At 65.8% G+C, this 23729-nt stretch carries 19 protein-coding genes, 1 pseudogene and 1 riboswitch; of the genes and pseudogenes, 3 read left to right on the top strand and 17 right to left on the bottom strand.

What is annotated here, in order from left to right; all coding sequences use genetic code 11:
- Positions 1 to 5: 5 nt before the first annotated feature.
- The 12 genes and pseudogenes from CT3_RS21155 to CT3_RS04330 form a co-directional block, all read right to left on the bottom strand.
- Positions 6 to 464: pseudogene (locus CT3_RS21155) on the bottom strand (EAL domain-containing protein); the annotation flags it as partial.
- On the bottom strand, positions 386 to 2557 hold the full coding sequence (locus CT3_RS21150) for a putative bifunctional diguanylate cyclase/phosphodiesterase (protein ID WP_083520561.1): 2172 nt from the start codon (positions 2555 to 2557) through the stop codon (positions 386 to 388). The gene CT3_RS21150 and the pseudogene CT3_RS21155, both read right to left, overlap by 79 nt.
- Positions 2558 to 2871: 314 nt before the next feature.
- Positions 2872 to 3696, bottom strand: coding sequence for an SDR family oxidoreductase (locus CT3_RS04375; protein WP_066539828.1), 825 nt, complete (start codon positions 3694 to 3696; stop codon positions 2872 to 2874).
- A 50-nt stretch (positions 3697 to 3746) separates the two neighbouring features.
- Complete coding sequence (locus tag CT3_RS04370; RefSeq protein WP_066539831.1) at positions 3747 to 4679, bottom strand: DMT family transporter; 933 nt, start codon at positions 4677 to 4679, stop codon at positions 3747 to 3749.
- A 183-nt stretch (positions 4680 to 4862) separates the two neighbouring features.
- Positions 4863 to 6176, bottom strand: coding sequence for a DUF3422 family protein (locus tag CT3_RS04365; protein ID WP_066539834.1), 1314 nt, complete (start codon positions 6174 to 6176; stop codon positions 4863 to 4865).
- A gap of 166 nt (positions 6177 to 6342) precedes the next feature.
- Positions 6343 to 8142 (bottom strand): methyl-accepting chemotaxis protein, encoded by a 1800-nt coding sequence (locus CT3_RS04360; protein ID WP_098066076.1) that lies wholly within the window; start codon positions 8140 to 8142, stop codon positions 6343 to 6345.
- Between the two features lie 90 nt (positions 8143 to 8232).
- A riboswitch (cyclic di-GMP riboswitch) is annotated at positions 8233 to 8317 on the bottom strand.
- Positions 8318 to 8457: 140 nt separating this feature from the next.
- On the bottom strand, positions 8458 to 9969 hold the full coding sequence (locus CT3_RS04355) for a tripartite tricarboxylate transporter permease (RefSeq protein ID WP_066542025.1): 1512 nt from the start codon (positions 9967 to 9969) through the stop codon (positions 8458 to 8460).
- 18 nt (positions 9970 to 9987) lie between these two features.
- The gene (locus CT3_RS04350; RefSeq protein WP_066542026.1) at positions 9988 to 10476 is read right to left on the bottom strand and encodes a tripartite tricarboxylate transporter TctB family protein; all 489 of its coding nucleotides are present in this window, start codon (positions 10474 to 10476) and stop codon (positions 9988 to 9990) included.
- Between the two features lie 489 nt (positions 10477 to 10965).
- Positions 10966 to 11304 (bottom strand): FlxA-like family protein, encoded by a 339-nt coding sequence (locus CT3_RS04345; RefSeq protein WP_066542027.1) that lies wholly within the window; start codon positions 11302 to 11304, stop codon positions 10966 to 10968.
- A gap of 54 nt (positions 11305 to 11358) precedes the next feature.
- Positions 11359 to 12153, bottom strand: coding sequence for a class I SAM-dependent methyltransferase (locus tag CT3_RS04340; protein WP_066542050.1), 795 nt, complete (start codon positions 12151 to 12153; stop codon positions 11359 to 11361).
- Between the two features lie 5 nt (positions 12154 to 12158).
- Positions 12159 to 12701: a DNA-deoxyinosine glycosylase gene (locus CT3_RS04335; protein WP_066542036.1), complete on the bottom strand. Its 543-nt coding sequence runs from the start codon at positions 12699 to 12701 to the stop codon at positions 12159 to 12161.
- A 144-nt stretch (positions 12702 to 12845) separates the two neighbouring features.
- Positions 12846 to 13673: a TatD family hydrolase gene (locus CT3_RS04330; RefSeq protein ID WP_066542052.1), complete on the bottom strand. Its 828-nt coding sequence runs from the start codon at positions 13671 to 13673 to the stop codon at positions 12846 to 12848.
- A gap of 177 nt (positions 13674 to 13850) precedes the next feature.
- Here CT3_RS04330 and CT3_RS21560 point away from each other — a divergent pair, with 177 nt between their 5' ends.
- On the top strand, positions 13851 to 15257 hold the full coding sequence (locus tag CT3_RS21560) for a methyl-accepting chemotaxis protein (protein ID WP_083520673.1): 1407 nt from the start codon (positions 13851 to 13853) through the stop codon (positions 15255 to 15257).
- A 94-nt stretch (positions 15258 to 15351) separates the two neighbouring features.
- Here CT3_RS21560 and lolD read toward each other — a convergent pair whose 3' ends face one another.
- The 4 genes from lolD to CT3_RS04305 all read right to left on the bottom strand — a co-directional run bounded on the left by lolD (position 15352) and on the right by CT3_RS04305 (position 18585).
- The gene (gene lolD, locus CT3_RS04320; RefSeq protein WP_066542038.1) at positions 15352 to 16029 is read right to left on the bottom strand and encodes a lipoprotein-releasing ABC transporter ATP-binding protein LolD; all 678 of its coding nucleotides are present in this window, start codon (positions 16027 to 16029) and stop codon (positions 15352 to 15354) included.
- Positions 16022 to 17275, bottom strand: a complete 1254-nt coding sequence (locus tag CT3_RS04315) for a lipoprotein-releasing ABC transporter permease subunit (RefSeq protein WP_066542042.1) — start codon at positions 17273 to 17275, stop codon at positions 16022 to 16024. The genes lolD and CT3_RS04315 overlap by 8 nt, the downstream gene beginning before the upstream one ends.
- 111 nt (positions 17276 to 17386) lie before the next feature.
- Positions 17387 to 17995 (bottom strand): chromate transporter, encoded by a 609-nt coding sequence (locus CT3_RS04310; protein ID WP_066542044.1) that lies wholly within the window; start codon positions 17993 to 17995, stop codon positions 17387 to 17389.
- Positions 17992 to 18585 (bottom strand): chromate transporter, encoded by a 594-nt coding sequence (locus CT3_RS04305; RefSeq protein WP_066542046.1) that lies wholly within the window; start codon positions 18583 to 18585, stop codon positions 17992 to 17994. The genes CT3_RS04310 and CT3_RS04305 overlap by 4 nt, the downstream gene beginning before the upstream one ends.
- 258 nt (positions 18586 to 18843) lie before the next feature.
- Here CT3_RS04305 and CT3_RS04300 point away from each other — a divergent pair, with 258 nt between their 5' ends.
- Positions 18844 to 19869, top strand: a complete 1026-nt coding sequence (locus tag CT3_RS04300; RefSeq protein ID WP_227657855.1) for a phosphoglycerate mutase — start codon at positions 18844 to 18846, stop codon at positions 19867 to 19869.
- The gene (recJ, locus tag CT3_RS04295) at positions 19866 to 21575 is read left to right on the top strand and encodes a single-stranded-DNA-specific exonuclease RecJ (RefSeq protein ID WP_066542048.1); all 1710 of its coding nucleotides are present in this window, start codon (positions 19866 to 19868) and stop codon (positions 21573 to 21575) included. Before CT3_RS04300 ends, recJ begins: the two co-directional genes overlap by 4 nt.
- 166 nt (positions 21576 to 21741) lie before the next feature.
- On the opposite strand, the gene CT3_RS04290 is transcribed toward recJ, so the two are convergent.
- On the bottom strand, positions 21742 to 23523 hold the full coding sequence (locus tag CT3_RS04290) for a methyl-accepting chemotaxis protein (RefSeq protein WP_141891723.1): 1782 nt from the start codon (positions 23521 to 23523) through the stop codon (positions 21742 to 21744).
- Between the last annotated feature and the right edge of the window lie 206 nt (positions 23524 to 23729).

Genomic DNA, 23729 nt, shown 5'->3' with positions numbered 1-23729 from the left:
TCGAATTGCGACTGCAGCTCCACGCCTTCGGCAATCACCGTCAGGCCCAGGTTGTGGGCCATGCCGATGATGGTCTGGGCCACCACATCGTCGGTATGGCGCTCACCCAGGTGGCGCACAAAGGACTGGTCGATCTTCAGCTGGCTCAGCGGCAGCCGTGTCAGATAGGACAGCGAAGACTGTCCTGTGCCGAAATCGTCCATCGAGAACCGGACACCGGCCGAGCGCAACTCGCTCATCTTGGCGATGGAGTCTTCCATGTCGTCAATCACCAGCGTTTCCGTCAGCTCCAGCTTCAACAGGCTGGAGGGGATCGCACTCTCGGCGATGGCGCGCAGCACCTGGGAGACAAAATCCTGCTGACGGAACTGGCGCGCACTCACATTCACTGCCAGGTGGATGCCACCAGCCGCGGGTGGTTCTGCCACCGCGCCAGTTGCTGGCAGGCCGTGTGCAGCACCCATTGGCCGATCTGCACGATCAGCTCGCTGTCTTCGGCCACGGCAATGAACTGCCCTGGCGGCACCATGCCCTGTTCGGGATGCTCCCAGCGCACCAAGGCTTCGATGCCGTCGATGCTGCCGTCGGCCATGAACTGCGGCTGGTAATGCAGCACAAACTGGTCGTGCGCGATGCCGTAGCGCAGATCCGCCTCCAGCTGTGCCCTCGCGCTGAGGACCTCCTGCATATGGGGTTCGAAGAAGCAGACCCCCGCACCCTGCTGGGTCTTGATCTGGTACATGGCAATGTCGGCCTGCTTCAGCAGCTCGCCCACCTCCACCTGCGCATTGCCAAACAAGGTCACTCCCAGGCTGGCGGAGCAGCGGTGCACATAGGACCCCAGCACGTAGGGTTCGGCCAGACGGCGCAGCATTTTCTCTGCAATCTTCTTGGTCAGCTTGCCGGCTTCGTCCATATTGCCCGGCAGGTCGCAGAGCATGATCACGAATTCATCCCCACCCAGGCGCGCCACGGTATCGGAGGCACGGATGGACGCATGCAGACGCTGCCCCACCTCCTGCAGCAGCAGGTCGCCCATTTCATGGCCCTGGGTATCGTTGAGTACCTTGAACTTGTTCAGGTCCACAAAAATCAGCGCCCCCAGCCAGCCCGCACGCTGGGCCAGGTGCGTGGCCTGGCCCAGACGGTCCAGCAGCAGGCGGCGATTGGGCAACCCCGTCAGCGGATCGTAGAAAGCCAGGGTCTCGATCTCGGCCGAGGCAAGGCGGATGGCCGTGATGTCCTCGCAGGTAATGACCCGCCCACCATCGGGCGTGCGCCGCTGGCTCAGTTGCAACGTCAGTCCCGAGGCGGTGGCCAGTTCGCTGCCACTCTCATCCCCGTCTTCCCATGCCGCCAGCATGCGGCGCAGCTGGATCACCTCGCTGTGCAGCGCTGCGTCTGCGCCACTGCCTTCCGCCGAGATCAGCACATCGCGCCACAGACAGCCACGCACCAGTGCGGTCAGCTGCCAGGGAAACATTTCCGCATACCGCTGGTTCCAGTGCACGACCTGCATCGCATCGTCCAGCTGCAAAAAGCCCGCGGCAATGCAATCCATGGCGCGGTGCAGCGTGGCTTCCGACTCCATCACCCGCTGCTGGGCACGCTGCATATGCCGCATGTACACCTGCATCATGCCCGCGCCCGCCAGCAGCAGCAGGGAAAACACCACCACCCCGGCCAGCACCGCATCGCGCGTGCCATACCACTGGCCGAGCACGGTCGACATCGGCAAGGCCGCCGTCAGCCGCAGCTGGTCGTAATTGAGCTGCACGGCTTCCAGCAGGCTCGGAGCGCCGTCCAGGCGCGAGGCGGCCTGCTGCACGCCCTGGTGCAGATAGCGGTCCAGGGGCGGGGCATCGGCCTGCAGGCGGGCGCTGCTTTCCAGCGGCACGCGCAGCACCAGGGTGCCATCGGCACGCTCCAGCGTCACTTCCAGGTTCTTGAGCGCGGTGCCCTGCATCAGCAGACCCACCCAGCTGGAAACCGGCACCTGGGCCACCACCAGGTAATGCTCGCCTCCCTGGCTGCTGTTCAGGTAACGGGCAATGTGCAAGGTGCGGACCTGCGCCCAGCTTTCATCCGGCATGCTGATGTGCAGCATGCGTTCACGCTCGGGAGTTTGCGCCACCGTCTGCAGCCAGTTCTGCGGAATGCGCACCACACGGTAATTGCCCAGGTTGTCGGCCGCTGCCAGCACTTTGCCATCGGACTTGACCACCACGATGGAACTGATCAGCGCATTTTGCTTGGCCGCCAGCTGCAGCACCTGCTGCAGGTAGGCGGGATCCTGCTCGGACAGCGGGGCCTCATTCAGGCGCAGCATGTCGTCCACACCGGTCAGCAGCATATCGATGGCACTCATTGACCGGTTCAGGGCGTTCTGCGCGCCTTGCACAAAGCGCGTCAGGCGCTGCTCGCTTTCCTCGCGGGTGCTGGTGTGCATGTCTTGCAGCAGCCAGAGCGCCCCCACCAGCAACACGGCCACCAGGGCCAGCACACTGGACCACACCACCCGCGCGGCATGACGTGGAAGCCGAGGGATTCTTTCCATGGCTCAGCGTCCGCCCGCAGCGCGCAATGCGGCGGAGCAAGGTGCAACCGGGAAACCGTGGCGATCAGGGGACAGCATGCATCCAATCCGTTCGAGGGGAGAAACCTGCGGGACAAGCCCGCTTCACTTCTTCGCAGCACCCTGGAGACATACCACCCAAGCTATCGCCACGCCTTGGGTTACATCATGTGACAAGCGCAGTGCAATTGGGTCAATGCCCCTGCCCGTCAGGAGATGTCTGGCGACCGGCGGAGCCGGTCGCCGTGATAGGCAGCTGCAGGCCGGGCTCCCAGGCCCGACTTGCAGCCACTATCTCAGAAAGTGCCCGGATAGGCGCCACCGTCAGCCAGAATGTTCTGACCGGTCATATAGCCGGCATGCTGGCTGCACAAAAAGGCGCAGATCGCACCGAATTCAGCGGGCGTGCCGAAGCGCTTGGCTGGCACCATGGCTTCTTGCGCCTTGCGCACTTCATCCACGGTTTTGCCGCTCTTGCCGGCATTGGCCGCAAAAGTGGTCTTGAGGCGGTCGGTGTCGAACTTGCCGGGCAGCAGGTTGTTGATGGTCACCCCTTTGGCGGCAATGCCGGAACGCGCCACGCCCGCCACAAAGCCGGTCAGGCCGCTGCGCGCGCCGTTGGACAGGCCCAGGATGTCGATGGGCGCCTTCACGGCGCTGGAGGTGATGTTGACGATGCGGCCAAAGCCGCGCGCGGCCATGCCATCCACCGTGGCCTTGATCAGCTCGATGGGGGTCAGCATATTGGCGTCCACGGCCTTGAGCCAGGCGTCGCGGTCCCAGTTGCGGAAATCGCCCGGAGGGGGGCCGCCGGCGTTGGTCACCACGATGTCGTAGTCCTTGCCCGGGCCGCCCGGCACACTGAATACGGCCGCACGACCGGCTTCGGTGGTGATGTCGCAGGCCACCGCCAGCACCTCAGGCGCCTTGCGGCCTGTCGTGCCGGACCATTGCGTGGCCACAGCCCGCAACTGCGCAGCCGCCTCCTGCAGCGCGGCATCGGTGCGGGCGTTAATGACCACATTCACACCATCTTCCACCAGTGCCTTGGCGCTGCCAAAACCCAAGCCCTTGCTCGCGCCGCACACCAGCGCCCATTTGCCTGCAATACCCAGATCCATGGGAAATCTCCTTGTTGTCAGTTACAAAAGTTCATTGTTGGGCCGGATGCTCAGCCTTGCGGCTTGCGGGCCATGCGGGTGAACAGCAAGATGCCGCCCACCACCAACACCGTTCCCGCCAGCATCCAGCGGTTGAAGTCTTCGTCCAGCAGCCACACCCCCATCAAGATGGTGGACAGCGGACCGATCATGCCGGTCTGCGCCGTCAGGCCCGGGCCGATGCGTTCGATGGCCATCATCACCATCAGCACCGGGGCGGCCGTGCACAGCAGCGCATTGAGCAGCGACAGCCACAGCACTTCGTGCGGCACGGCCTGCAGGCTGGCCACATCGCGCACCACGAAGTACTGGGCAATGCAGAACAGGCAGGCCACGCTGGTGGCCAGACCCACCAGGCGCAGCGAGCCCAGGCGGCGCACCATCTCGCCGCTGTAGATCAGATAGACGGCATAGCTGACGGCACTGGCCAGCACCAGGAAGGCCCCCCAGGCCGCGTGGCTGCCCTGGGCGCCCAGTTCATGGCCGAAGACCAGCAGCACGCCACAGTAGCTCAGGCCCATGCCGGCCAGCTGGACCCAGGTGATGGCGCGCTTGTAGACCACCCAGCCGAACACCACCACCAGCGTGGGGTTGAGGTACAGGATCAGCCGCTCCAGCGAGGCGGTGATGTACTGCAGCCCGGCAAAATCCAGGTAGCTGGACAGGTAATAGCCGCAGAACCCCAGGCCCACCACACCCCACCAGTCGCGGCGCGACAGGGGCGGCTTGCCCCGGCCGGCCCACCAAGCCATGGCCAGAAACAACGGCAGCGCGAACAGCATTCGCAGCATCAGCAGCAGCACGGCATCGGCCCCGTAGCGGTAACCCAGTTTGACAATGATGGCCTTGCCGCTGAAGGCAACCGCCCCCAGCGTGGCCAGCAGCAGCCCGCCCGCTATCCCTTTGGAAACTGCGGGTGCAGATAAAGCCTGCTCAGAAGACACTTTTCACTCACATTCCTCAGCCACAGACGCTGCCGGTTGCAGCGCCTTGCCGAGTGCATTCTTCCACTGCCGGCACAGGCGCGCCGACGTGGGTGAACAAGACCGCCCACGCCATGCACGCCAGCGTCTATGGCCACCACAGGCGCGCCGCCGTGCAACAGCGGCAGCCCTGCAGACCGTGCGTCAGTGCTTGCCGTTGAACAGCTTGTGGTGCAGACGGCGCAGCGACCACCAGACGCTGAAGGCCACCACAGGAATGGCCACGGCCGCCGAAATTTCAGGCGACAGCGGCCAGCCCAGCTTCTGCGCCCCCTTGGCCAGGTACGCAATCAGGCCGGTGATGTAGTAGGTGATGGCGGCCACGGACAGGCCTTCCACCGTGGACTGCAGCTTGAGCTGCATGCCCTGGCGGTCGTTCATGGTGCCCAGGATGGCCTGGTTGCTTTGCTGCTGCTCGATCTCCACCCGCGTGCGCAGCAGGTTGCTGACGCGCGACACCCGCTGCGACAGCGCGTTCTGGCGGTGCGTGGCCCATTCGCAGGTGCTGCGTGCAGGTGACAGCCGGCGGTCCATGAACTCGTGGATGGTCAGCAAGCCCGACAGGCGCTGCTCGTTCAGGTCATGGATGCGCTTGTCCACCAGTTCAAAGTAGGCACGGCTGGCCGAAAAGCGCGAATGGGTCGCGGCGTACTCGCTCTCCACCTGGCCTGCCAGCCGGGTCAGCCGGTCCAGCAGCACCGGCTCGGACTCGCGGTCCGCCTCGCGGATGGCCTGGGCCAGATCGGCCAGCTCCTTTTCGGCCGTGGCCAGCACCGCTGCGGCATGGCGTGCCACAGGCAGGCCCAGCAAAGCCGACATGCGGTAGGTTTCGATCTCCAGCAGCCGCTGCACCAGGCGCCCCAGACGGCGTGCGCTGATGTGATCGGACGGCTTGACCAGCATGCGTGAATACCCGTCGGCATGGATGGCAAAGTCGGTACACACTTCCGTGTGACCCACATGCACCACGGACCCGGCCAGCGTGTCTTCATTCAGCATCTGCAGCACCAGGCCCTTAATGCCCTGGCCCGCACACTGCGCGTCCTTGACGATCCACAGGTGGACACTGCTCAGGCACAGGCCGGGCAGCTTGGCAAACCAGGCCTGGGGCACCTGTTCGATGGCCGTCGGCGGTGTGCGCGTATCCAGCGGCACGCCGGGCTCCAGCGGCACCATGAAAGTCCAGGTGACGAATTCGGTGTGCAGCTCCCAGCGCAGACGAAAGGTCCCCAGGTCCACCCGCAGATGGGTGGTCTCCCGGTCGGGTCCGGTCTGGTGGTGGTCGCGCATCAGCGCCGCCAGGTGCGCACGGCTGGCCTCGCGCTGGGCGGGGTCGGTGAGCATGACCACATGGGTGATGGCCGCCGGCGCATGAATAGGCTCGGCCGGACGGGCATGGATCTCGTTGTGCAGCAGCGTGCGCTGCGGATGGGGTACGGGCTGGAGCGGAACAGGCATGCAAACCTCAAGAAACTGCCGCTATTGTGCAGGCAGCAGCCCAGTTTCTGCGGGTTTGTACCCGGCAGCCCACACCCAGCGGCTGCCGGCCCCCGCCATGCACCCAGGCTGGGCATGACGAGGCTGCTGCGCGGCCATCCCGCCGCGCAGGCTGAGGAGCTCTGGCTTAGAAGCTTTCCCAGTCCCCATCGTCCGCCGTCGCGGAGTGGGCCACACCAGGGCGACGCAGCGCACCGCCATCGGACTTGGCTGCAGGCGACTGCGCCAACGCAGGTACCGCTGCCGCCGCAGCGGCGGGCTTGGCCTTAGGGGCTGCCACGGCGGCAGGGCGCGCCGCAGGTGCCTGCGCGCGGGGCGCAGCCACCGCCACGGGTGCCGCAGCGGCCGGGCGCGATGCCGCAACGCTGCGCACCTGGCTGTCCTGGCCCACATTGAACACCGCCACCACCTGCTCCAGGCGCTGGGCCTGTTCGCGCATCGCCGTGGCCGCTGCAGTGGATTCCTCCACCAACGCCGCGTTCTGCTGTGTCATCTGGTCCAGGTTGCTCACCGCCTGGTTCACCTGGCCAATGCCGTCGCGCTGCTCGGTCGAGGCCGCGGTGATCTCACCGATCAGGTCCGTCACCCGGCGCACGCTCTGCACGATCTCCTGCATGCTCTGGCCGGCCTGCTCCACCTGTTGCGAGCCCGATTCCACATTGCTCACGCTGGTGGTGATCAGGGCCTTGATTTCCTTGGCGGCTTCGGCGCTGCGGCCGGCCAGGGAACGCACTTCCCCGGCCACCACGGCAAAGCCCCGACCCTGCTCACCGGCACGGGCCGCTTCCACCGCCGCGTTCAGCGCCAGGATATTGGTCTGGAAGGCGATGCCGTCGATCACGCCGATGATGTCGCTGATGCGGCGGCTGCTGTCGGTGATCTGCTGCATGGAATGCACCACCTGCTGCACCACCGAGCCGCCCCGCTCGGCCGCCTGGGCGGCCATGCCGGCCAGCTGGTTGGCCTGGCGGGCGGTCTCGGACGATTGCGTCACGGTGGACGTCAGCTCTTCCATGCTGGCAGCAGTTTCTTCCAGGTTGGCCGCAGTCTGTTCGGTACGGGCCGACAGGTCCTGGTTGCCGGTGGCAATCTGGCTGGACGCTGCCGACACCGACTCCACCCCGCTGCGCACCTCGCCCACCACCGCGCGCAGACGCACGGCCATGCGGTCCAGTGCATTCAGCAGATGGCCGAATTCATCCTTGCGCTCCACCTTGGCCTGGACCGTCAGGTCGCCGTTGCCGATGGATTCCGCCACCTGCACCGCATGCTCCAGCGGTTGGGTGATAGTGTGGATGATCTTGCGCATGACCAGCACCAGCACCAAAGCCAGTACCACCACCGTAACCGCACCGGCGACGGCCAGGGTCTGCTGTTCAGCCTGGGCCTGGGCGATACCTGCATCGCGCTGGCGCTCCTGCAGCACCACGAAATCGTTCAGGCTGGCCGCGTATTTTTCGGCGGCCGGCAGGTAATCCTGGCGGGCAAAGTCGGTGCGGGCCGAGAAGGACTCCGACTGCCGCACGCTGTCCAGCTGCTGCATGATCGCAGCCACCTTGTCGGCCTCCCGCACCACGGCGGCCAGCCCCTCACGGTCGGCCTCGGTCTGCAAGCCCTGCTCCACCGCCTTGCGCGCATCGGCAATCATGGCGCGGCCGTCATTCAGGCGCAGGTTGAACAGGTCCTCCACATGGGGTTCGCTGGTCGCGATGGCGGCTGTGGCCGTCTCCAGGCTCTTGAGGATGGCGCCCTGCCAGCGCAGAGCGGCAGAGATGTTGGCTTCATAGCGCTGCACCGTGCCGACGGTGCTGCCCATCAGCGCATTGGCCTTGTACTGCAGCAGCCCCCCCACGCCCAACACCAGCACCAGCAACGCGACGATGGTGGCCCACAGTTTGTGGGAGACCCGCATATTCAAAACGCTCATCCAGACCCTCTTGCCTCATATGAAGCACCATCCCAGCGACAGTGCGATAGATGACACCCCCACGCAGCGGAGGACCGCAGCCCATGCAAGAGAAGCAACCTGGCAACCCTGACAAACTGCCGTAGGCCCATGGCTTTGCGACCCCGTCTTTCGCTCGGGTGTGCCGATGGAATCCGATTCTAAAAACATTCAGTTGCACTTGTTCGCAATCCAAAGAAACCCGTATAAAACCGTCTGTTTGTCGGCAAATGAACACAAAAAAAGCACCCGAAGGTGCTTTTTTTGCAGATACGTAGAAAACGCGTCGCCGGGGCGTCACTCTTCCACGAAGGCTTCTTCGCGCTTGTTCTTCACTGCGGGCAGCGTCACGATGATCAACAGCAGCACAGCCAGAGCCAGCATCACGGCAGAGATGGGGCGGGTCACGAAGACCGACCAGTCACCACGCGACAGCAGCAGGGCGCGGCGCAGGTTTTCTTCCATCATCGGGCCCAGGATGAAGCCCAGCAGCAGCGGAGCAGGTTCGGTACCCAGCTTGTAGAACACATAGCCGATGAAACCGAAGATACCCACCATCCAGACGTCGAACTCGGAGTTCTTCGTGCCGTACACGCCCACTGCGCAGAACAGCACGATGGCGGGGAACAGCCAGCGGTAAGGCACGGACAGCAGCTTGATCCACATGCCGATCATCGGCAGGTTCAAGATGATCAGCATGGCGTTACCGATCCACATCGAGGCGATCAGGCCCCAGAACAGTTCGGGGTTGCTGGTCATCACCTGGGGGCCAGGCTGGATGTTGTGGATGGTCATGGCACCCGCCATCAGCGCCATCACGGCGTTGGGGGGGATACCCAGGGTCAGCAGCGGAATGAACGAGGTCTGCGAACCGGCGTTGTTGGCCGACTCAGGCGCCGTCACGCCACGGATATTGCCTTGGCCGAAGGGCACTTCGCCCGGACGCAGCTTGGTCTTCTTTTCGATGGTGTACGAAGCGAAGGCCGACAGCATGGCGCCGCCGCCAGGCAGGATACCCAGGGCCGAACCCAGCACCGTGCCACGGATCATGGCGGGCAGCATCAGCTTGAAGTCTTCCTTGGTGGGCATCAGGCCCTTGACCTTGGCAGTGAACACTTCGCGCTCGTCGTCGGGCTTGGACAGGTTGGCGATGATTTCACCGTAACCGAACACGCCCATGGCGATCACCACGAAGTCGATGCCGTCGGTCAGCTCGGGGATGTCAAAGCTATAACGTGCCACGCCGGAGTTCACGTCGGTACCGATCATGCCGAACAGCAGACCCAGCACGATCATGCCCACAGCCTTCAACAGGGAGCCGGAAGCCAGCACCACGGCGCCGATCAGGCCCAGGATCATCAGCGAGAAGTATTCAGCAGGGCCGAACTTGAAGGCGATTTCCGTCAGCGGAGGCGCAAAGGCAGCCAAGATGATGGTGCCCACGCAGCCTGCGAAGAACGAACCGATACCGGCAGCGGCCAGTGCAGGACCCGCACGCCCCTTGCGCGCCATCTGGTAGCCGTCGATCATCGTCACCACGGACGAAGACTCACCCGGCAAGTTCACCAAAATGGCCGTGGTCGAACCACCGTACTGGGCACCGTAGTAGATGCCGGCCAGCATGATCAGCGCAGCCACGGGAGGCAGCGAGTAGGTCGCGGGCAGCAGCATGGCGATGGTCGCCACAGGGCCCAGGCCCGGCAAGATACCGATCAGGGTACCCAGCACGCAACCGATCAGCGCGTACAACAGGTTCTGGGCGGTAAATGCAACGCCAAAACCAAGAGCTAAGTTGTCAAAGAGTTCCATGTTCTATCTCTCCCGCGATCAGCCGGTAATAAAGGTCGGCCACACCGGGAACTGCAGGTTCAACGCCCACACGAACACCACATAGCTGCCCACAGCCAGCACCAGCGCCAGGCCGATCACTTCCTTCAGATTGAAGGAGTAACCAGCGATACTGGCAATCAGCACCAAGGCAATGATGGCGACCATCAGACCCAGACCGGGGATCCCCAGTGCAGGCACGCCCACCAGCAGAATGCCGAAGGCAAAGTTGGCTGCCAAAATGAAGAACACCTGTTTCCAGGCCCACTTGCCAATCGGGTCCCCATCATCGGGGCCTTTGACGGTGGCCTTGAAGGCGATGACCAGGCCAATGAAGGCCAGGATCACACCCAGGATCAACGGAAAGTAGCCCGGGCCCATGCGCGCACCGGTGCCGATGTTGTATTCGGTGGCACCGATGGCAAAAGCGCCACCGACTGCCAAATACATCAGACCTGCAAAAAAGTCTTTTTGACTCTTGATTTTCACGAAAACGTCTCCTGCGAGGGATTAACGACCGGTGGATTCTGTAAGCAAAGCGTAGGTGATTTGATGTGGATTCCACCTACCAACGGCCTTGATTTCCCTGGCAACCACCCCATATCTCAGCGTTAACCCTTGGGTACTTCGTGTGAATCACGGGTTAACCCGCAAACACTGCACACTGCTTAGGTCTCGTGGGGGCGTGGGGTGACCATTTCCGGCAAGGAGGGGAACTGTCTGCATCCTCTGCCCCCTCTCCTCCCGTGCCACGCGCAACAGGCTCCTGCCGCTGTGTAGGCCTGGCGGCGCGCCATGTTTCTGGGGCGCCAGCCCCCAGTCCACACCTGCGCCCCGCCTGCCAACCCGACATGCGGAAGTGCCCGCAGGCGGGCCATGCGGGCACGTGTGGTCGAGCATTGCGGGCTACAGGGCCCTCAAAGGCGGCGTCGCAGACACCGGCACACGCCCTACAGAAAGCCTGGCCTGCCAGCGCCGTCAGACGTAGACGTCGATGCGTCCCGGGCTGGCGGGCTTCTGTGCTGTCGCGGCATCTGCACCCTGCGCAGCAGCCTGCTTGCGTGCCGCCGCGTCCTGGGCCTGCTGCGCCTGCTGACGCTGCAGTGCCTCGATCTGAGCTTGCAGCGCCTGGAGTTGGACTTGCAGCAGGTCGGACATGCGCTGCTTGGTTTCCGCATCCATGTCGCTGGTGGCCAACTCTTTGAGCTTTTGCTGCGTATCCTTGATCTGCTGCTGCAAACGCTGGATCTGGGCCCCCACGTTGGCGGACGATGAGGTGCTCACCGAGGAGCTGGAGGAAGAGATGGACAGGTTCATGCTCTGGTCATCGGCAGGTCGCCGGAAAACTTGAGGGCCTGCCCAGCTTGCGCCTCAGCCGCTGGTCACCGATTCCTGTACCGGCTTGAGCACCTTGAGCCATTTGGTGGCCGGGAGATCCCAGCGCGCCTGCACCGACTCGGCCCGGGATTGGAGCTGCTCGCGCGAAGGACGGCTGGCCACGCGCTGCGCCAGCACCACGGTGTTGCCTTCGCGTGTGGGGCGAAAGGCCCACACGTTCTCCGCCCCGAACACGGCACTGATCTTGTCCAGGCTGGCCTGGTAGCTGCTCATGCGGCCGAACAGGTTCACCGTCATGCAACCTTCCGGCGTCAGGCTGTTGCGGCAATCGGCATAGAAGTCCTCACTGTCCAGCACCGGTGCGGCGGCGTTGTGGTCGTACAGATCCACCTGCAGCGCATCGACCTTGCCCTGCCATTCGGGACGGCGGATTTCCACTGCGGCATCGCCCAGCACCACACGCAGGCTGTCGCTGTCCGGCGGCAGCTTGAACCAGCTGCGGCAGATGTTCACCACCTGGGGGTTCAGCTCGATAGCGGTGGTCGGCATGCGCAGTTTCTTGTGGTGGAACTTGGTCAGCGCCGCCGCACCCAGGCCCAGCTGCAGCGCCTGGCGGCTGGCCACGCTTTCGGGCGGCACAAACAGCAGCCAGGCCATCATGCGCTGCACGTATTCCAGATCGATCTCGAACGGCTCCTTGAGCTTCATCGATCCTTGCACCCAGGGCGTTCCCAGGTGCAGATAGCGCGAGACGCCATCGTCCGAGACGCTGACTTCGGGCAGCTCGTTCACAGTGGCACTTGCGGCCGGTTTCTTGCGGGAAGCCACGTTCTTCAATCCTTGTCCAACAATCCATGGGCGGCCATCACCTGCTGCCAGGCCTGCAGCTTGCGCTCCATGCTCCAGCTGGCATTGGCCGGGCTGGTGGAAGGCAGCTGGTGCACCTGCAAGCCCAGGCCATGCAGGGCGCGGGCATGCTTGGCGCTTTCGCCCCCGTTGTGCGCAACAGCCACCAGTTGCGGGCAGCGCTGCCTTAGCGCCGCAAAATCATTCACCTGCGGGTGGCGGATGGCGCTGTCCAGGCTGCCCTGGCGTTCGCAGCTGGCATACACATCCCACAGGCCCAGTCCGCGCGCCAGCAGCCATTCGCAGCGGCCGGCGTAATCAGCGCGGTCCGGCTGCGGATACTGCGGCCACAACCGCTGCAAGATGGGCCAAAACTGGTTGCGCGGGTGGCCGTAATACTGCCGGGCCTGCAGCGAGGCCACGCCCGGAAAACTGCCCAGCACCACCAGCCGTGTACGTGCATCGGCCACCGGGGGCAGGCCCTGCAGGCGCTGGGCGGTGGAAGAAGCGGGCACGGTGGCAGACGGCATGGCCGCGATTGTGCGGGCAATGCATGTCGCACGCCGGGGCGCGGTTATTGCACAGGTACAGGCATGGGCCGGTGCCTGACCACGGGCGCCTGTGGACTGCGGCCTGCGCCCCCACCAGACATGGCGCCTGCGGTGCCAGTGGCTTCAGTCTGCAGGGCAGGCAGGCAAGCCGCGCAGGGCTGCGCGCGCATTGGCGGTGGTGGCTGTCTGCAGCGCTGGCAGCGGCATCCCCCGCAGCAGGGCGATCTCCTGGGCGATGCGCGGCAACTCAGCGCTGGTGTTACGCCCCTGCGGCTGGCCGGCAGCACGCTGCTCGGCCGTGGTGTAGAGCCAGTGCGGCGGAATATCGGGCGCATCGGTTTCCAGCACGATGCTCTCCAGGGGCAGTGTGACCGCCAGCTCGCGCAGCCTGAGCGCACGGTCATAGGTGATGGCGCCACCAAATCCCAGTTTGAAGCCCAGATCGATGAAGGCCTGCGCCTGCTGGGCGCTGCCATTGAAGGCATGGGCAATGCCGCCCACCACAGGCGTGGCACGCAGGGTCTTGAGCAGGCGGTCACTGCTTTTGCGCACATGCAGGATCACCGGCAGACCGAAAGTGCGGGCCAGCTGGATTTGCTGTTCGTAGAACCAGATCTGGCGCTCGTGGTCCAGGCCGGGGACAAAGAAGTCCAGCCCGATCTCGCCCACTGCCACCAGCTGCGGATCGCCCTGGCGCTCGGCCAGCACGGCGCGCAGCGCGGCGATGTCCGCCTCCTGTGCACGTGGCGTGTACAGCGGGTGGATGCCCAGGGCGTAGCTGTCGCCATGGCGCTGGGCCAGGGCAATCGCGCCGCTCCAGTGGGCGCGCTCCACAGCGGGCATGACGATGTGCTCCACGCCCCGCGCGCGGGCGGCAGCGCGCACGGCATCGCGGTCGGCGTCGAACTCCGGTGCATCCAGGTGGCAATGGGTGTCGATCCAGCAAGACATGGCCGGGATGATGCCACCGCCCATCCGGCGCACCGCCGCCAACGGTTGCCGCCGGGGCACTTTATTCCCTGCATGGCCGGTTTTTTGCCGCATAAAAGCTACTGGGCATGCCCAGGCCCTTGCATACCGATCCGTACGCCTGGAGCATTGACAGCCCAAGCACCACCGGAAGCAGCCATGCCATTTTTTGATTGGAAACGCCGGCAGCAGCGGGAACTGGACGGGCAGTTGCAAGCCATCCACAAGTCGCAGGCCGTGATCGAATTCAACCTGCAAGGCCAGATCCTCCAGGCCAACGACAACTTTCTGCGCTGCACCGGTTACACCCTGGCCGAAGTGCTGCACCAGCACCACCGCATGTTTGTGGAGCCTGCCTATGCGGCCAGCCCGGCCTATGCCGACTTCTGGCGCCGCCTGGCCCAGGGCGAAGCCGAAACCGGCCGCTACTGCCGGCTGGCCAAGGGCGGGCGTGAAGTCTGGCTGCAGGCCTGCTACAGCCCCATCTACGACGCCCACGGCAAACCCTACAAGGTGGTGAAATACGCCACCGACATCACCCAGCAGCAGGAACGCGAGGCCGATGCGCAGGGCCAACTGGCGGCCATCTCCAAGGTGCAGGCCATCATCGAGTTTGCGCTGGACGGCACCATCCTGCACGCCAACGAGCTGTTCTTGCGCACCACGGGCTACGCGCTGTCAGAGATTGTCGGCAAGCACCACCGCATCTTCATGCCCCCTGGCGAGGCCCAAAGCCCGGCCTACCGCACGTTCTGGGAGCGCCTGGCGCAGGGCAGGCATGATGCCGGCCAGTACCAGCGCATGGGCAAGAACGGCAAGCCCATCTGGATCGAGGCCAGCTACAACCCCATCCTGGACGCCAACGGCCGACCGTTCAAGGTGGTGAAGTACGCCACCGACATCACCCGCAGCCACACCGCTGCCCTGACACTGCGCACCGCGGTGCAGGAGCTGGGCCACAGCGCCGAGCACACCCACCAGGCCAACCAGCTGGCACAGAACGCCAGCGCCATCGCGGAGACCGGCGGCAGCACCATGCGCGACGTGGTGCAGACCATGGAGCAGATCCGCAGCGGAGCGCTGCGCATCGCCGACATCATCGGCCTGATGGATGCCATCACTTTCCAGACCAATATCCTGGCGCTGAACGCCGCCGTGGAAGCCGCCCGCGCCGGCGAGCAGGGCCGGGGTTTTGCCGTGGTGGCCAGCGAGGTGCGCTCCCTGGCCGGGCGCAGCGCCACGGCCGCCAAGGAAATCAAGCAGCTGATCCAGACCTCCAATGCGCAGGTGGCACGTGGGGCGGAGCTGGTGCAGCGCGCCGGCGACACCATGGAAGGCATTGTCCAGGCCTCGCGCGAGGTCAGCAGCATCCTGGGCAATGTGGCCAGCCATGCCATCGCCCAGTCTGCCCAGTTGCGCAGCCTGAGCGACGCCCTCAGCAACCAGGAGCATCAGGACCGGCAGGTCGCCCCAGGCCCTGTGGCACAACTGTCCGCGCGGCCCATGGCCCGGCCGGCAGGCAGCACGCTCAGAGCCGTGGACACGCCCCAGTTGACCGCAGCTTGAGGACCAAGACGCGGCACGAGGCCGCAAGCCGCAGGCCGTACACCGCGTACGGCACGGCGGAACAACGGTGTACCGCGGGTGGTGCGGGCGGCGCTTACTGCAGCTGGCCTTGCACCAGGCGCACCACGCGGTCGCAGCGTGCTGCGAGGGTTTCATCGTGGGTGACCAGCACAAATGCCGTGCCATGGCTGCGCGCCAGCTCCAGCATCAGGGCGAACACGCTGTCGGCGGTGGAACGGTCCAGGTTGCCGGTGGGTTCGTCCGCCAGCACGCACGCGGGCTGGGTGACCAGGGCCCGGGCAATGGCCACGCGCTGGCGCTCGCCGCCGGACAGTTCGGCCGGGCGGTGCTCCAGCCGGGGCGACAGCCCCACGGCCGCCAGCATCTGCGCAGCCTGCTCCATGGTCTGGCCCTTGTCCATGCGGCGGATGCGCAGCGGCATGCCCACATTCTCCTGTGCGGTGAATTCCGGCAGCAGGTGGTGGAACTGGTAGATGAAGCCCAGATGGCGGTTGCGCAGTGCGCCCTGCTTTTGCGGGCTGAGCTGGTGCAGCGGCTGGCCCATCAGCTGCACGCTGCCGGTGCTGGGGGCATCCAGCCCGCCCAGCAGATGCAGCAGCGTGCTCTTGCCCGAGCCTGAGGCGCCGACGATGGCCAGCGTCTCGCCGGCATGCACCGTCAGGTCCACACCGCGCAGCACATGCACATCCAGCTTGCCTTCGGTAAAACGCTTGCCCAGTCCGCGGGCTTCCAACACGACTTGCTTATTCATAACGCAGGGCCTCCGCCGGGTTCACGCGGCTGGCCCGCCAGCTGGGGTAGATGGTGGCCACGAAGGCCAGGATCAGGGAGATGATGCCGATGGGCACGATGTCGCTGCTTTGCGGATCGCTGGGCATCTTGCTGATCAGGTAGATGTCCTTGGGCAGGAAACTGGCGCCCAGCAAATGTTCGATGGCCGGCACGATGACGTCGATGTTCAGCGCCACCAGCAGGCCCAGTGCCAGGCCGCCAAAGGTTCCGATCACCCCCACCATGGCGCCTTGCACCATGAAGATGCCCATGATGGACGAGGGAGAGGCGCCCAAGGTGCGCAGGATGGCGATGTCAGCGCGCTTATCGGTCACCGTCATCACCAGCGTCGACACCAGATTGAATGCGGCCACGGCCACGATCAGGGTCAGGATGATGAACATCATGCGTTTTTCCACCTGCACGGCAGCAAACCAGGTCTTGTTCTGCTGCGTCCAGTCCCGGATGAACAGGTGGTCGCTCAGCGTGTTGACCAGCTCGCGCGCCACTGCGGGCGCGGCGTGCAGATCCTGCAGCTTCAGGCGAATGCCGGTGGGCCCTTCCAGGCGGAACAGGCGCTGCGCATCCTCGTAGTGCAGCATGGCCATGGAAGAGTCGTATTCGTAGTGGCCGGAGTCGAAGGTGCCCGACACCGTCATCTGCTTGAGGCGAGGCACCACGCCGGCCGGCGTGACCTGGCCGCCCGGCGCGATCAGCGTGACCACATCGCCCACGCGCACGCCCAGCGACCGGGCCAGTTCCACCCCCAGCACTACGTGGAAGCTGCCGGAGGTCAGCGTGGCCAGGGCAGGCGCATTGTGCGTGGCCACATCCGTGACCTCGCCTTCGTGGGCCGGGTCAATGCCGCGCACCAGGGCGCCCTTCATGTCCTCGCCACGCGCCAGCAGCGCCTGGGCGGCGACAAAGGGCGCAGCCCCGACCACTGCCGGGTTGGACTTGGCCTCGGCCATGGTGCGATTCACATCGGGCAGCGCCGAGCCATCGGGGGCGAAAATCTCGATGTGCGAGACCACGCTGAGCATGCGGTCGCGCACTTCTTTCTGAAAACCGTTCATCACGCTCAGCACAATGATCAGCGCCGCAACGCCAAGCGCGATGCCCAGCATGGACACGCCAGAGATGAACGAGATAAAACCGTTACGCCGCGTGGCGCGGCCGGCGCGCGTGTAGCGCCAGCCCAAAGCCAGTTCATAGGGAAATTGCATGGTGGCCGCATTGTGGCATTGCCGGCACAAGCCCAGAACCGTGCCGGTCTTGGCAGGCTTGTGACGACCTGTGACGGCCCGCGCGCACCGGGGCCGGTCAGCGTCCGGCGGCTAGATCCAGCCCAGCGCGCCCAGCAAGGCGCCCGCGCCCAGCATCCACAACAGGTGCACACGCGTCTTCCACACCAGCAGCGTGGTGGTGGCGGCAATCAGCCAGGGCACCCAGCGGTGCAGGGCGCCGGTGTCGCGTGCCGCCAGGATCCACCCCGTGGCCAGCACCAGCCCCACCACCAGCGGCACCATGCCCAGGCGGAAGGCCCGCACCGAGCGGCGATGGCGGTTCTGCCGCATCCAGCGCGTGCTGGTCCACACCAGGATGGAACTGGGCAGCAGCATGCCCAGCATGCAGGCCAGGCAGCCGCCCAGCGCCGCCAGCCAGGTGATGGCGCCCCGGTCCGCGCCCACCGCATTCAGGCCGATGTTCCAGCCCAGCAGGGCCACGTACATGATGTTGGGGCCCGGCGCCGCCTGGGCGATCGAGATCGAGGTGGAGAACTGGTCGCCGGACAGCCAGCCTTTGCCATCCACCACATGGCGGTACATATCGGGCGCCGTAGCCATGGCACCGCCCACCGACAGCAGCGACAAGGACAGGAAATAGGCCAGCAGCTGCAGCCAGCCGGCCGCATCCAGCACCAGAGGGGTCAGTCCTGTCGTCATGCTGCGAGCTTTCTCCAGGTCAGCCAGCAACCGGCACCGCCGACCACCGGCAGCACCCACCACAACGGCCATTGCAGCCACACCATCATGGCGAACGCGGCTGCCGCCAGCAGCCAGCCGAACCACAGCGCCAGCGGATGGCCCACCAACCCGGCCGACAGCTTGATGCCCGTGCCCAGCACCAGCCCGGCCGCCACCGCCCCCATGCCACGCAGCGCCCCCGCCACCGCCGGGTGGTCGGCCCATTGGATGTAGAGGCTGCCCAGCGCCAACACCAGCACAGTGGGCGCCAGCAACATGCCCGCAATGGCCGCCAGTGCGCCGCGCAAGCCAAAGTGGCGTTCACCGAACATGATGCAGAGGTTGACCACATTCGGCCCCGGAAACACCTGGGCTGCGGCCCAGTCCTGCAGGAACTCTTCCTGCGTCATCCAGCGGCGGCGTTCCACCATCTCGCGCTGGATCACCGCCATCACGCCGCCAAAGCCCTGCAGCGCCAGCAAGGAAAACGCCCAGAACATGGCGGCGGGCGACGCGGGTGCGCACGGCGCCGCCGTGGCACTGGGGGTATCGGGCACGGGAGAGGTCATGGCAGGCAGCGCGGCGCAAGGCAATGGAGGGAGAGCTGGATGCTACTGCCAGCGGCCCTGCGCTGCCGCCACCCCTGAGACAGACAGGGCACGCAATGGGCGATGCTGGACCTGCACAAATCCTGGGACCCATCCCCTTGCCAGGCCACTGACTACCAGAAGCACCGCACCGTGCCGCGGTGGGCACGGCCGCCCGGAACCAGGGAGATGCCGGTGCCGGCGCGGCACGTCCCCGGCCCTTGGCCGACAATAGCGGCCATGTCCGTCCCCTCGCTCCCGTTTCCCCACACCGGCGTCGCCGCTGCCACCGCCGGCCACCGCCAGGTGCTGATCCCCTACGCTGCCATGACCGGCGTGGACTGGCAATACCAGGGCCAGCCGCTGAAACTGCCGCAGCTGGACGCAGTGCTGGCCCGGCTGGCCGCCGCCGACACCCTGTCGGGCGACGAGGACGACCTCAGCCCCCCGCACGAGCGCATGGCCGCCCTGTGGCGCGGCTGGGCCGACCTGGCGGCCACACGCAACATCAGCCTGCCCTGGGCCGCACTGGCCGCCGCCAGCAGGCCCGACTGCGCCCAAGGCGGCACGGCCGGCGGGGCCTGGGCCTTCATGAGCCCCTGCCACTGGACCGCCGGCGCCGACCAGATCCGCATGGACAACCCGGCCGATCTGCAGCTGGACGAAGCCGATTCCCGCGCCCTGCTGGCCCTGTTGTCGCCCTGGCTTGCCGAGGACGGCTTTCACCTGCACTACGAGCGCCCGGACCGCTGGCTGGTGCATGGCCCGGCCTTGCAGGCGCTGCAATCGGCCGCACTGGACCGCGTGCTGCTGCGCGACGTACGCCACTGGCAGCCCGATGCCGGACAGAACCGCACGCTGCAGCGCCTGCACAGCGAAGTGCAGATGCTGCTCTACACCCATGCCTTCAACGACCGGCGTGCCGAACGCGGCCAGTTGCCCGTCAACGCCTTCTGGCTGTATGGCGCCGGCGCCCTGCCCGCTTCGCGTGCACCGGTCACCAGCCCCAACCCGGAGGTCTGGGAGCAGTTGCGCGTGCCCGCGCTGACCGGCAGCCACGACAGCTGGTTGCAAGCCTGGGCGGACCTCGACGCCGGCCCCATGGCCGATCTGCTGCACCATCTGCACAGCGGAGGCACCGCCACCCTGGCCCTGTGCGGTGAACGCAGCGCACGCAGCTTCACCACGGGGCCCCGCAGCCTGGGCCAGCGCATCCAGAGCATCTTGAAGCCCCAGCGCTTTAGCAGCGTGCGTGAAGCGCTATGAAAATCATTGCCAAAGAGATTCCCGAAGCCAGCGTGCAACAGCTGGTAGCCGCCGGCGTGCACCCGCTGTGGGCGCGCCTGTATGTCGCACGCGGCGTGTGCTCGGCCGACGAGCTGGACCCCGCCCTGGGCAAGCTGCTGCCGCCATCCACCCTGCTGGGCGTGGAACAGGCCGCCCGCGTGCTGGCCGATGCCATTGCGCAGCAGCAGCACCTGTGCATCGTGGCCGACTATGACTGCGACGGCGCCACCGCCTGCGCCGTGGCCGTGCGCGGCCTGCGCATGCTGGGCGCGCGCCAGGTCAGCTATGAGGTGCCGGACCGTGTGGTGGACGGCTATGGCCTGTCCGCACCCATTGCCCGCCGCGTCAAGGACAAAGGTGCCGACGTGCTGGTGACCGTGGACAACGGCATCGGCAGCATCGACGGCGTGGCCGCCGCCACCGCCCTGGGCCTGACGGTGGTGGTGACCGACCACCACCTGCCAGGCGAACAGCTGCCCCAGCCCCACGCCATGGTCAACCCCAACCAGCCCGGCTGCGGTTTTGCCAGCAAGGCTTTGGCCGGCGTGGGCGTGATGTTCTACGTGCTGCTGGCCCTGCGCAGCGAGCTGCGCGCGCGCGGCGTCTTCGATGCCGGCAACCAGCCCAAGCTGGACACCTTGCTGCCCCTGGTGGCCCTGGGCACGGTGGCCGATGTGGTCAAGCTGGACGCCAACAACCGCCGCCTGGTCGCCCAGGGGCTGCAGCGCATCCGCAAAGGCCATATGCAGGCCGGCATCCGCGCACTGTACGAAGCGGCCGGCCGGGAGTTCCAGCAGGCCGCCACATCCGACTTCGGCTTTGCACTGGGCCCGCGCATCAACGCCGCAGGCCGTCTGGCGGACATGACCATCGGCATCGAATGCCTGACCACCGACAACTACGAGCACGCGCTGACACTGGCACGCCAGCTCAACAGCATCAACCGCGAGCGCCAGGAGATCGAAGGCGGCATGCGCCAGCAGGCCTTTGCCCTGGCCGATGAACTGTTCGAGGACGGCATCCTTCCGCCACCGGCCGTGAGCGTGTTCGATCCGGACTTTCACGAAGGCGTGGTCGGCATCGTGGCCTCGCGCGTCAAGGACCGCCTGCACCGACCCACGTTTGTGTTTGCCGCCAGCCAGGCGCCCGGCAAGGAGCACGAACTCAAGGGCTCCGGCCGCTCCATCCCCGGTTTTCACCTGCGCGATGCGCTGGATCTGGTGGGCAAGCGCCACCCCGGCCTGCTGCTGCGCTTTGGCGGCCATGCCATGGCGGCCGGCTGCACCATTCCCGAAGAAGGCTTTGAAACCTTCGAGCAGGCCTTTTCCCGGGTGGCCCAGGAATGGCTGGACGCCGCCACGCTGACGCGCTGCGTGGAAACCGATGGCCCGCTGCGCCCCGAATTCCGCCAGGCCGAGATGGTGGAACGCCTGAACCTCGATGTCTGGGGCCAGGGCTTTGCCCACCCCACGTTCAGCGAGGAAGTGGAAGTGGTCTCCCAGCGCCTGGTGGGTGAGAAGCACCTGAAGCTGCAGCTGCGCCACCAGGGCGATGTGGTGGATGGCATCTGGTTTGGCCGCACCGAGCCGGTGCCCGAGCGGGTGTACATGGCCTTCCGCCTGGACATCAACGAATGGCGCGGCGAGCGCAAGGTGCAGTTTCTGATTGAAGGCGCGGAGTGCTGAACACGGTCTGCACCCTGCCCTTCAGGCGGCCTGCTGCATCGCCCTTATGCTGCTGATCGCCGGTCTATGAAAAAAGCCCTGTGCAGGCATCTGCACAGGGCTTTTTGTTTGAAGACCCGGCACAGCACGGTATATGCCCGTGCTCGTGCCTGTTCCGTGGAGCGAATTAAAAGGTTTCCCAGTCGTCATCCGCCGTGGTGGCGGCCACCGTCTGTGGCTTGGACGGCAAGGCGGCGGCGGGCTTGGCTGCCGCTGCCGCAGGGGAAGACGCCGGCGCCAGGGTTTTGCGCGGCGCCGCCACACCGCCGGATACGGGTTTGGCCACAGGCGCAGGGGCCTTGCGCGGTGCCGCCGTGGGGGCGGGCGCCAGGCGCGGCGCGGCAGCGCTGCGCCCCAGGCTTTCCTGGCCCACGTTGAACACCGCCACCACCTGCTCCAGGCGCTGGGCCTGTTCGCGCATCGCCGTAGCCGCGGCCGTGGACTCTTCCACCAGCGCCGCGTTCTGCTGTGTCATCTGGTCCAGGTTGCCAATGGCGCTGTTGACCTGGCCGATACCGTCACGCTGTTCCAGCGAGGCGGCGGTGATTTCGCCAATCAGATCACTGACACGGCGCACGCTCTGCACGATCTCCTGCATGCTCTGGCCGGCCTGTTCCACCTGCTGCGAGCCCGATTCCACATTGCTCACGCTGGTGGTGATCAGGGCCTTGATTTCCTTGGCGGCTTCGGCGCTGCGGCCGGCCAGGGAACGCACTTCCCCGGCCACCACGGCAAAGCCCCGGCCCTGCTCACCGGCACGGGCCGCTTCCACCGCCGCGTTCAGCGCCAGGATATTGGTCTGGAAGGCGATGCCGTCGATCACGCCGATGATGTCGCTGATGCGGCGGCTGCTGTCGGTGATCTGCTGCATGGAATGCACCACCTGCTGCACCACCGAGCCGCCCCGCTCGGCCGCCTGGGCGGCCATGCCGGCCAGCTGGTTGGCCTGGCGGGCGGTCTCGGACGATTGCGTCACGGTGGACGTCAGCTCTTCCATGCTGGCAGCAGTTTCTTCCAGGTTGGCCGCAGTCTGTTCGGTACGGGCCGACAGGTCCTGGTTGCCGGTGGCAATCTGGCTGGACGCTGCCGACACCGACTCCACCCCGCTGCGCACCTCGCCCACCACCGCGCGCAGCTTGTGGCTCATCTCGGACAGGCTGCGCAGCAGCAGGCCCAGTTCGTCCTTGCGCTCGTCATGCGCTTCCACCGTCAGGTCGCCGTCGGCAATGCGGCGGGTCAGCGCCACCGCCCGATCCAGCGGCAGCGTCACCTGGCGGATCATGCCGCGCGACAGGCCCAGTGCCAGCAACAGCACCAGCGCCGTCACCCCCGCGGCAATCCACAGTGCTTGCTGGCGCAAGGTATTTCCGTCGGTCACGATGCGGTCGCGCAGCGTTTCCTGCAGCTTGACCATGTCCTGCTGCGTCTGTCTGTACACGTCGACCGCCGGAAGAAATTCCTGCTTCATGACCCGGTTGGCCTGCTCGGTGTCGCCCGCCCCCCGCAGGTCCGCCAGCTGTTTGTTCAGGGACAGCACCTTGGTCCGGGTGTCCTGGATGCGAGCCAGCTGTGCGCGGCCTTCTTCCGACGACAGCCGTGCCTCCAGCTCCCGCTGCACTTCGCTGGCGCGGTTGGCTTCCGTCTGCGTGCGCTCGACCAGCATCTTGATCATGTCCGGCTCGGAAGACTGGGCGGCCGCCGTCACGCTGCTGACGGCCAGCTCGGTGATGCCGCTCCATTTTTCCGCCAGGCGGATACGCTGGTCATAGTCGATCACCTGCTGGCGAATGTTCTCGTCATTCTTGCCCAGTGCATAGATCAGCACGCCGCCCAGGCACAGCAACGCGGCAATCACCACCGTCAGCATCACCCAGATCTTCTGGGCCACGGAAAGATTTTGGATTTTCATGGTGCAAACAGGCTTGAGCCCCTCCAGCAACGGCGCAGGCATGGGCCACGCCCCAGCAACCGCCAGCAAAGTATCCATCCGCTCCCCCCCCCCTAAGCGGCCAATAAACACAGGGTTTGATGCACTCCAAACCGCATTGCACAGGGCAGGTGCTCCCGGCCAGCCAGCGCGGTTCTCCCCTGCTTTTCTCAGGCCACTGCGCTGGA

The organism is Comamonas terrigena NBRC 13299, assembly GCF_006740045.1.
In the GTDB taxonomy this organism is placed as follows: Bacteria; Pseudomonadota; Gammaproteobacteria; order Burkholderiales; family Burkholderiaceae_C; genus Comamonas; species Comamonas terrigena.
Note: the sequence above shows the minus strand (reverse complement) of the source record. Positions and strands in the feature narration are given on the sequence as shown.

What these genes read in the sequence shown, in the direction of transcription:
- CT3_RS21150 (WP_083520561.1), bottom strand. Translation starts at nt 2,557, where the DNA reads ATGGAAAGAATCCCTCGGCTTCCACGTCATGCCGCGCGGGTGGTGTGG.
- CT3_RS04375 (WP_066539828.1), bottom strand. Translation starts at nt 3,696, where the DNA reads ATGGATCTGGGTATTGCAGGCAAATGGGCGCTGGTGTGCGGCGCGAGC.
- CT3_RS04365 (WP_066539834.1), bottom strand. Translation starts at nt 6,176, where the DNA reads ATGCCTGTTCCGCTCCAGCCCGTACCCCATCCGCAGCGCACGCTGCTG.
- CT3_RS04360 (WP_098066076.1), bottom strand. Translation starts at nt 8,142, where the DNA reads ATGAGCGTTTTGAATATGCGGGTCTCCCACAAACTGTGGGCCACCATC.
- CT3_RS04355 (WP_066542025.1), bottom strand. Translation starts at nt 9,969, where the DNA reads ATGGAACTCTTTGACAACTTAGCTCTTGGTTTTGGCGTTGCATTTACC.
- CT3_RS04345 (WP_066542027.1), bottom strand. Translation starts at nt 11,304, where the DNA reads ATGAACCTGTCCATCTCTTCCTCCAGCTCCTCGGTGAGCACCTCATCG.
- CT3_RS04335 (WP_066542036.1), bottom strand. Translation starts at nt 12,701, where the DNA reads ATGCCGTCTGCCACCGTGCCCGCTTCTTCCACCGCCCAGCGCCTGCAG.
- CT3_RS04330 (WP_066542052.1), bottom strand. Translation starts at nt 13,673, where the DNA reads ATGTCTTGCTGGATCGACACCCATTGCCACCTGGATGCACCGGAGTTC.
- CT3_RS21560 (WP_083520673.1), top strand. Translation starts at nt 13,851, where the DNA reads ATGCCATTTTTTGATTGGAAACGCCGGCAGCAGCGGGAACTGGACGGG.
- lolD (WP_066542038.1), bottom strand. Translation starts at nt 16,029, where the DNA reads ATGAATAAGCAAGTCGTGTTGGAAGCCCGCGGACTGGGCAAGCGTTTT.
- CT3_RS04315 (WP_066542042.1), bottom strand. Translation starts at nt 17,275, where the DNA reads ATGCAATTTCCCTATGAACTGGCTTTGGGCTGGCGCTACACGCGCGCC.
- CT3_RS04310 (WP_066542044.1), bottom strand. Translation starts at nt 17,995, where the DNA reads ATGACGACAGGACTGACCCCTCTGGTGCTGGATGCGGCCGGCTGGCTG.
- CT3_RS04305 (WP_066542046.1), bottom strand. Translation starts at nt 18,585, where the DNA reads ATGACCTCTCCCGTGCCCGATACCCCCAGTGCCACGGCGGCGCCGTGC.
- CT3_RS04300 (WP_227657855.1), top strand. Translation starts at nt 18,844, where the DNA reads ATGTCCGTCCCCTCGCTCCCGTTTCCCCACACCGGCGTCGCCGCTGCC.
- recJ (WP_066542048.1), top strand. Translation starts at nt 19,866, where the DNA reads ATGAAAATCATTGCCAAAGAGATTCCCGAAGCCAGCGTGCAACAGCTG.
- CT3_RS04290 (WP_141891723.1), bottom strand. Translation starts at nt 23,523, where the DNA reads ATGAAAATCCAAAATCTTTCCGTGGCCCAGAAGATCTGGGTGATGCTG.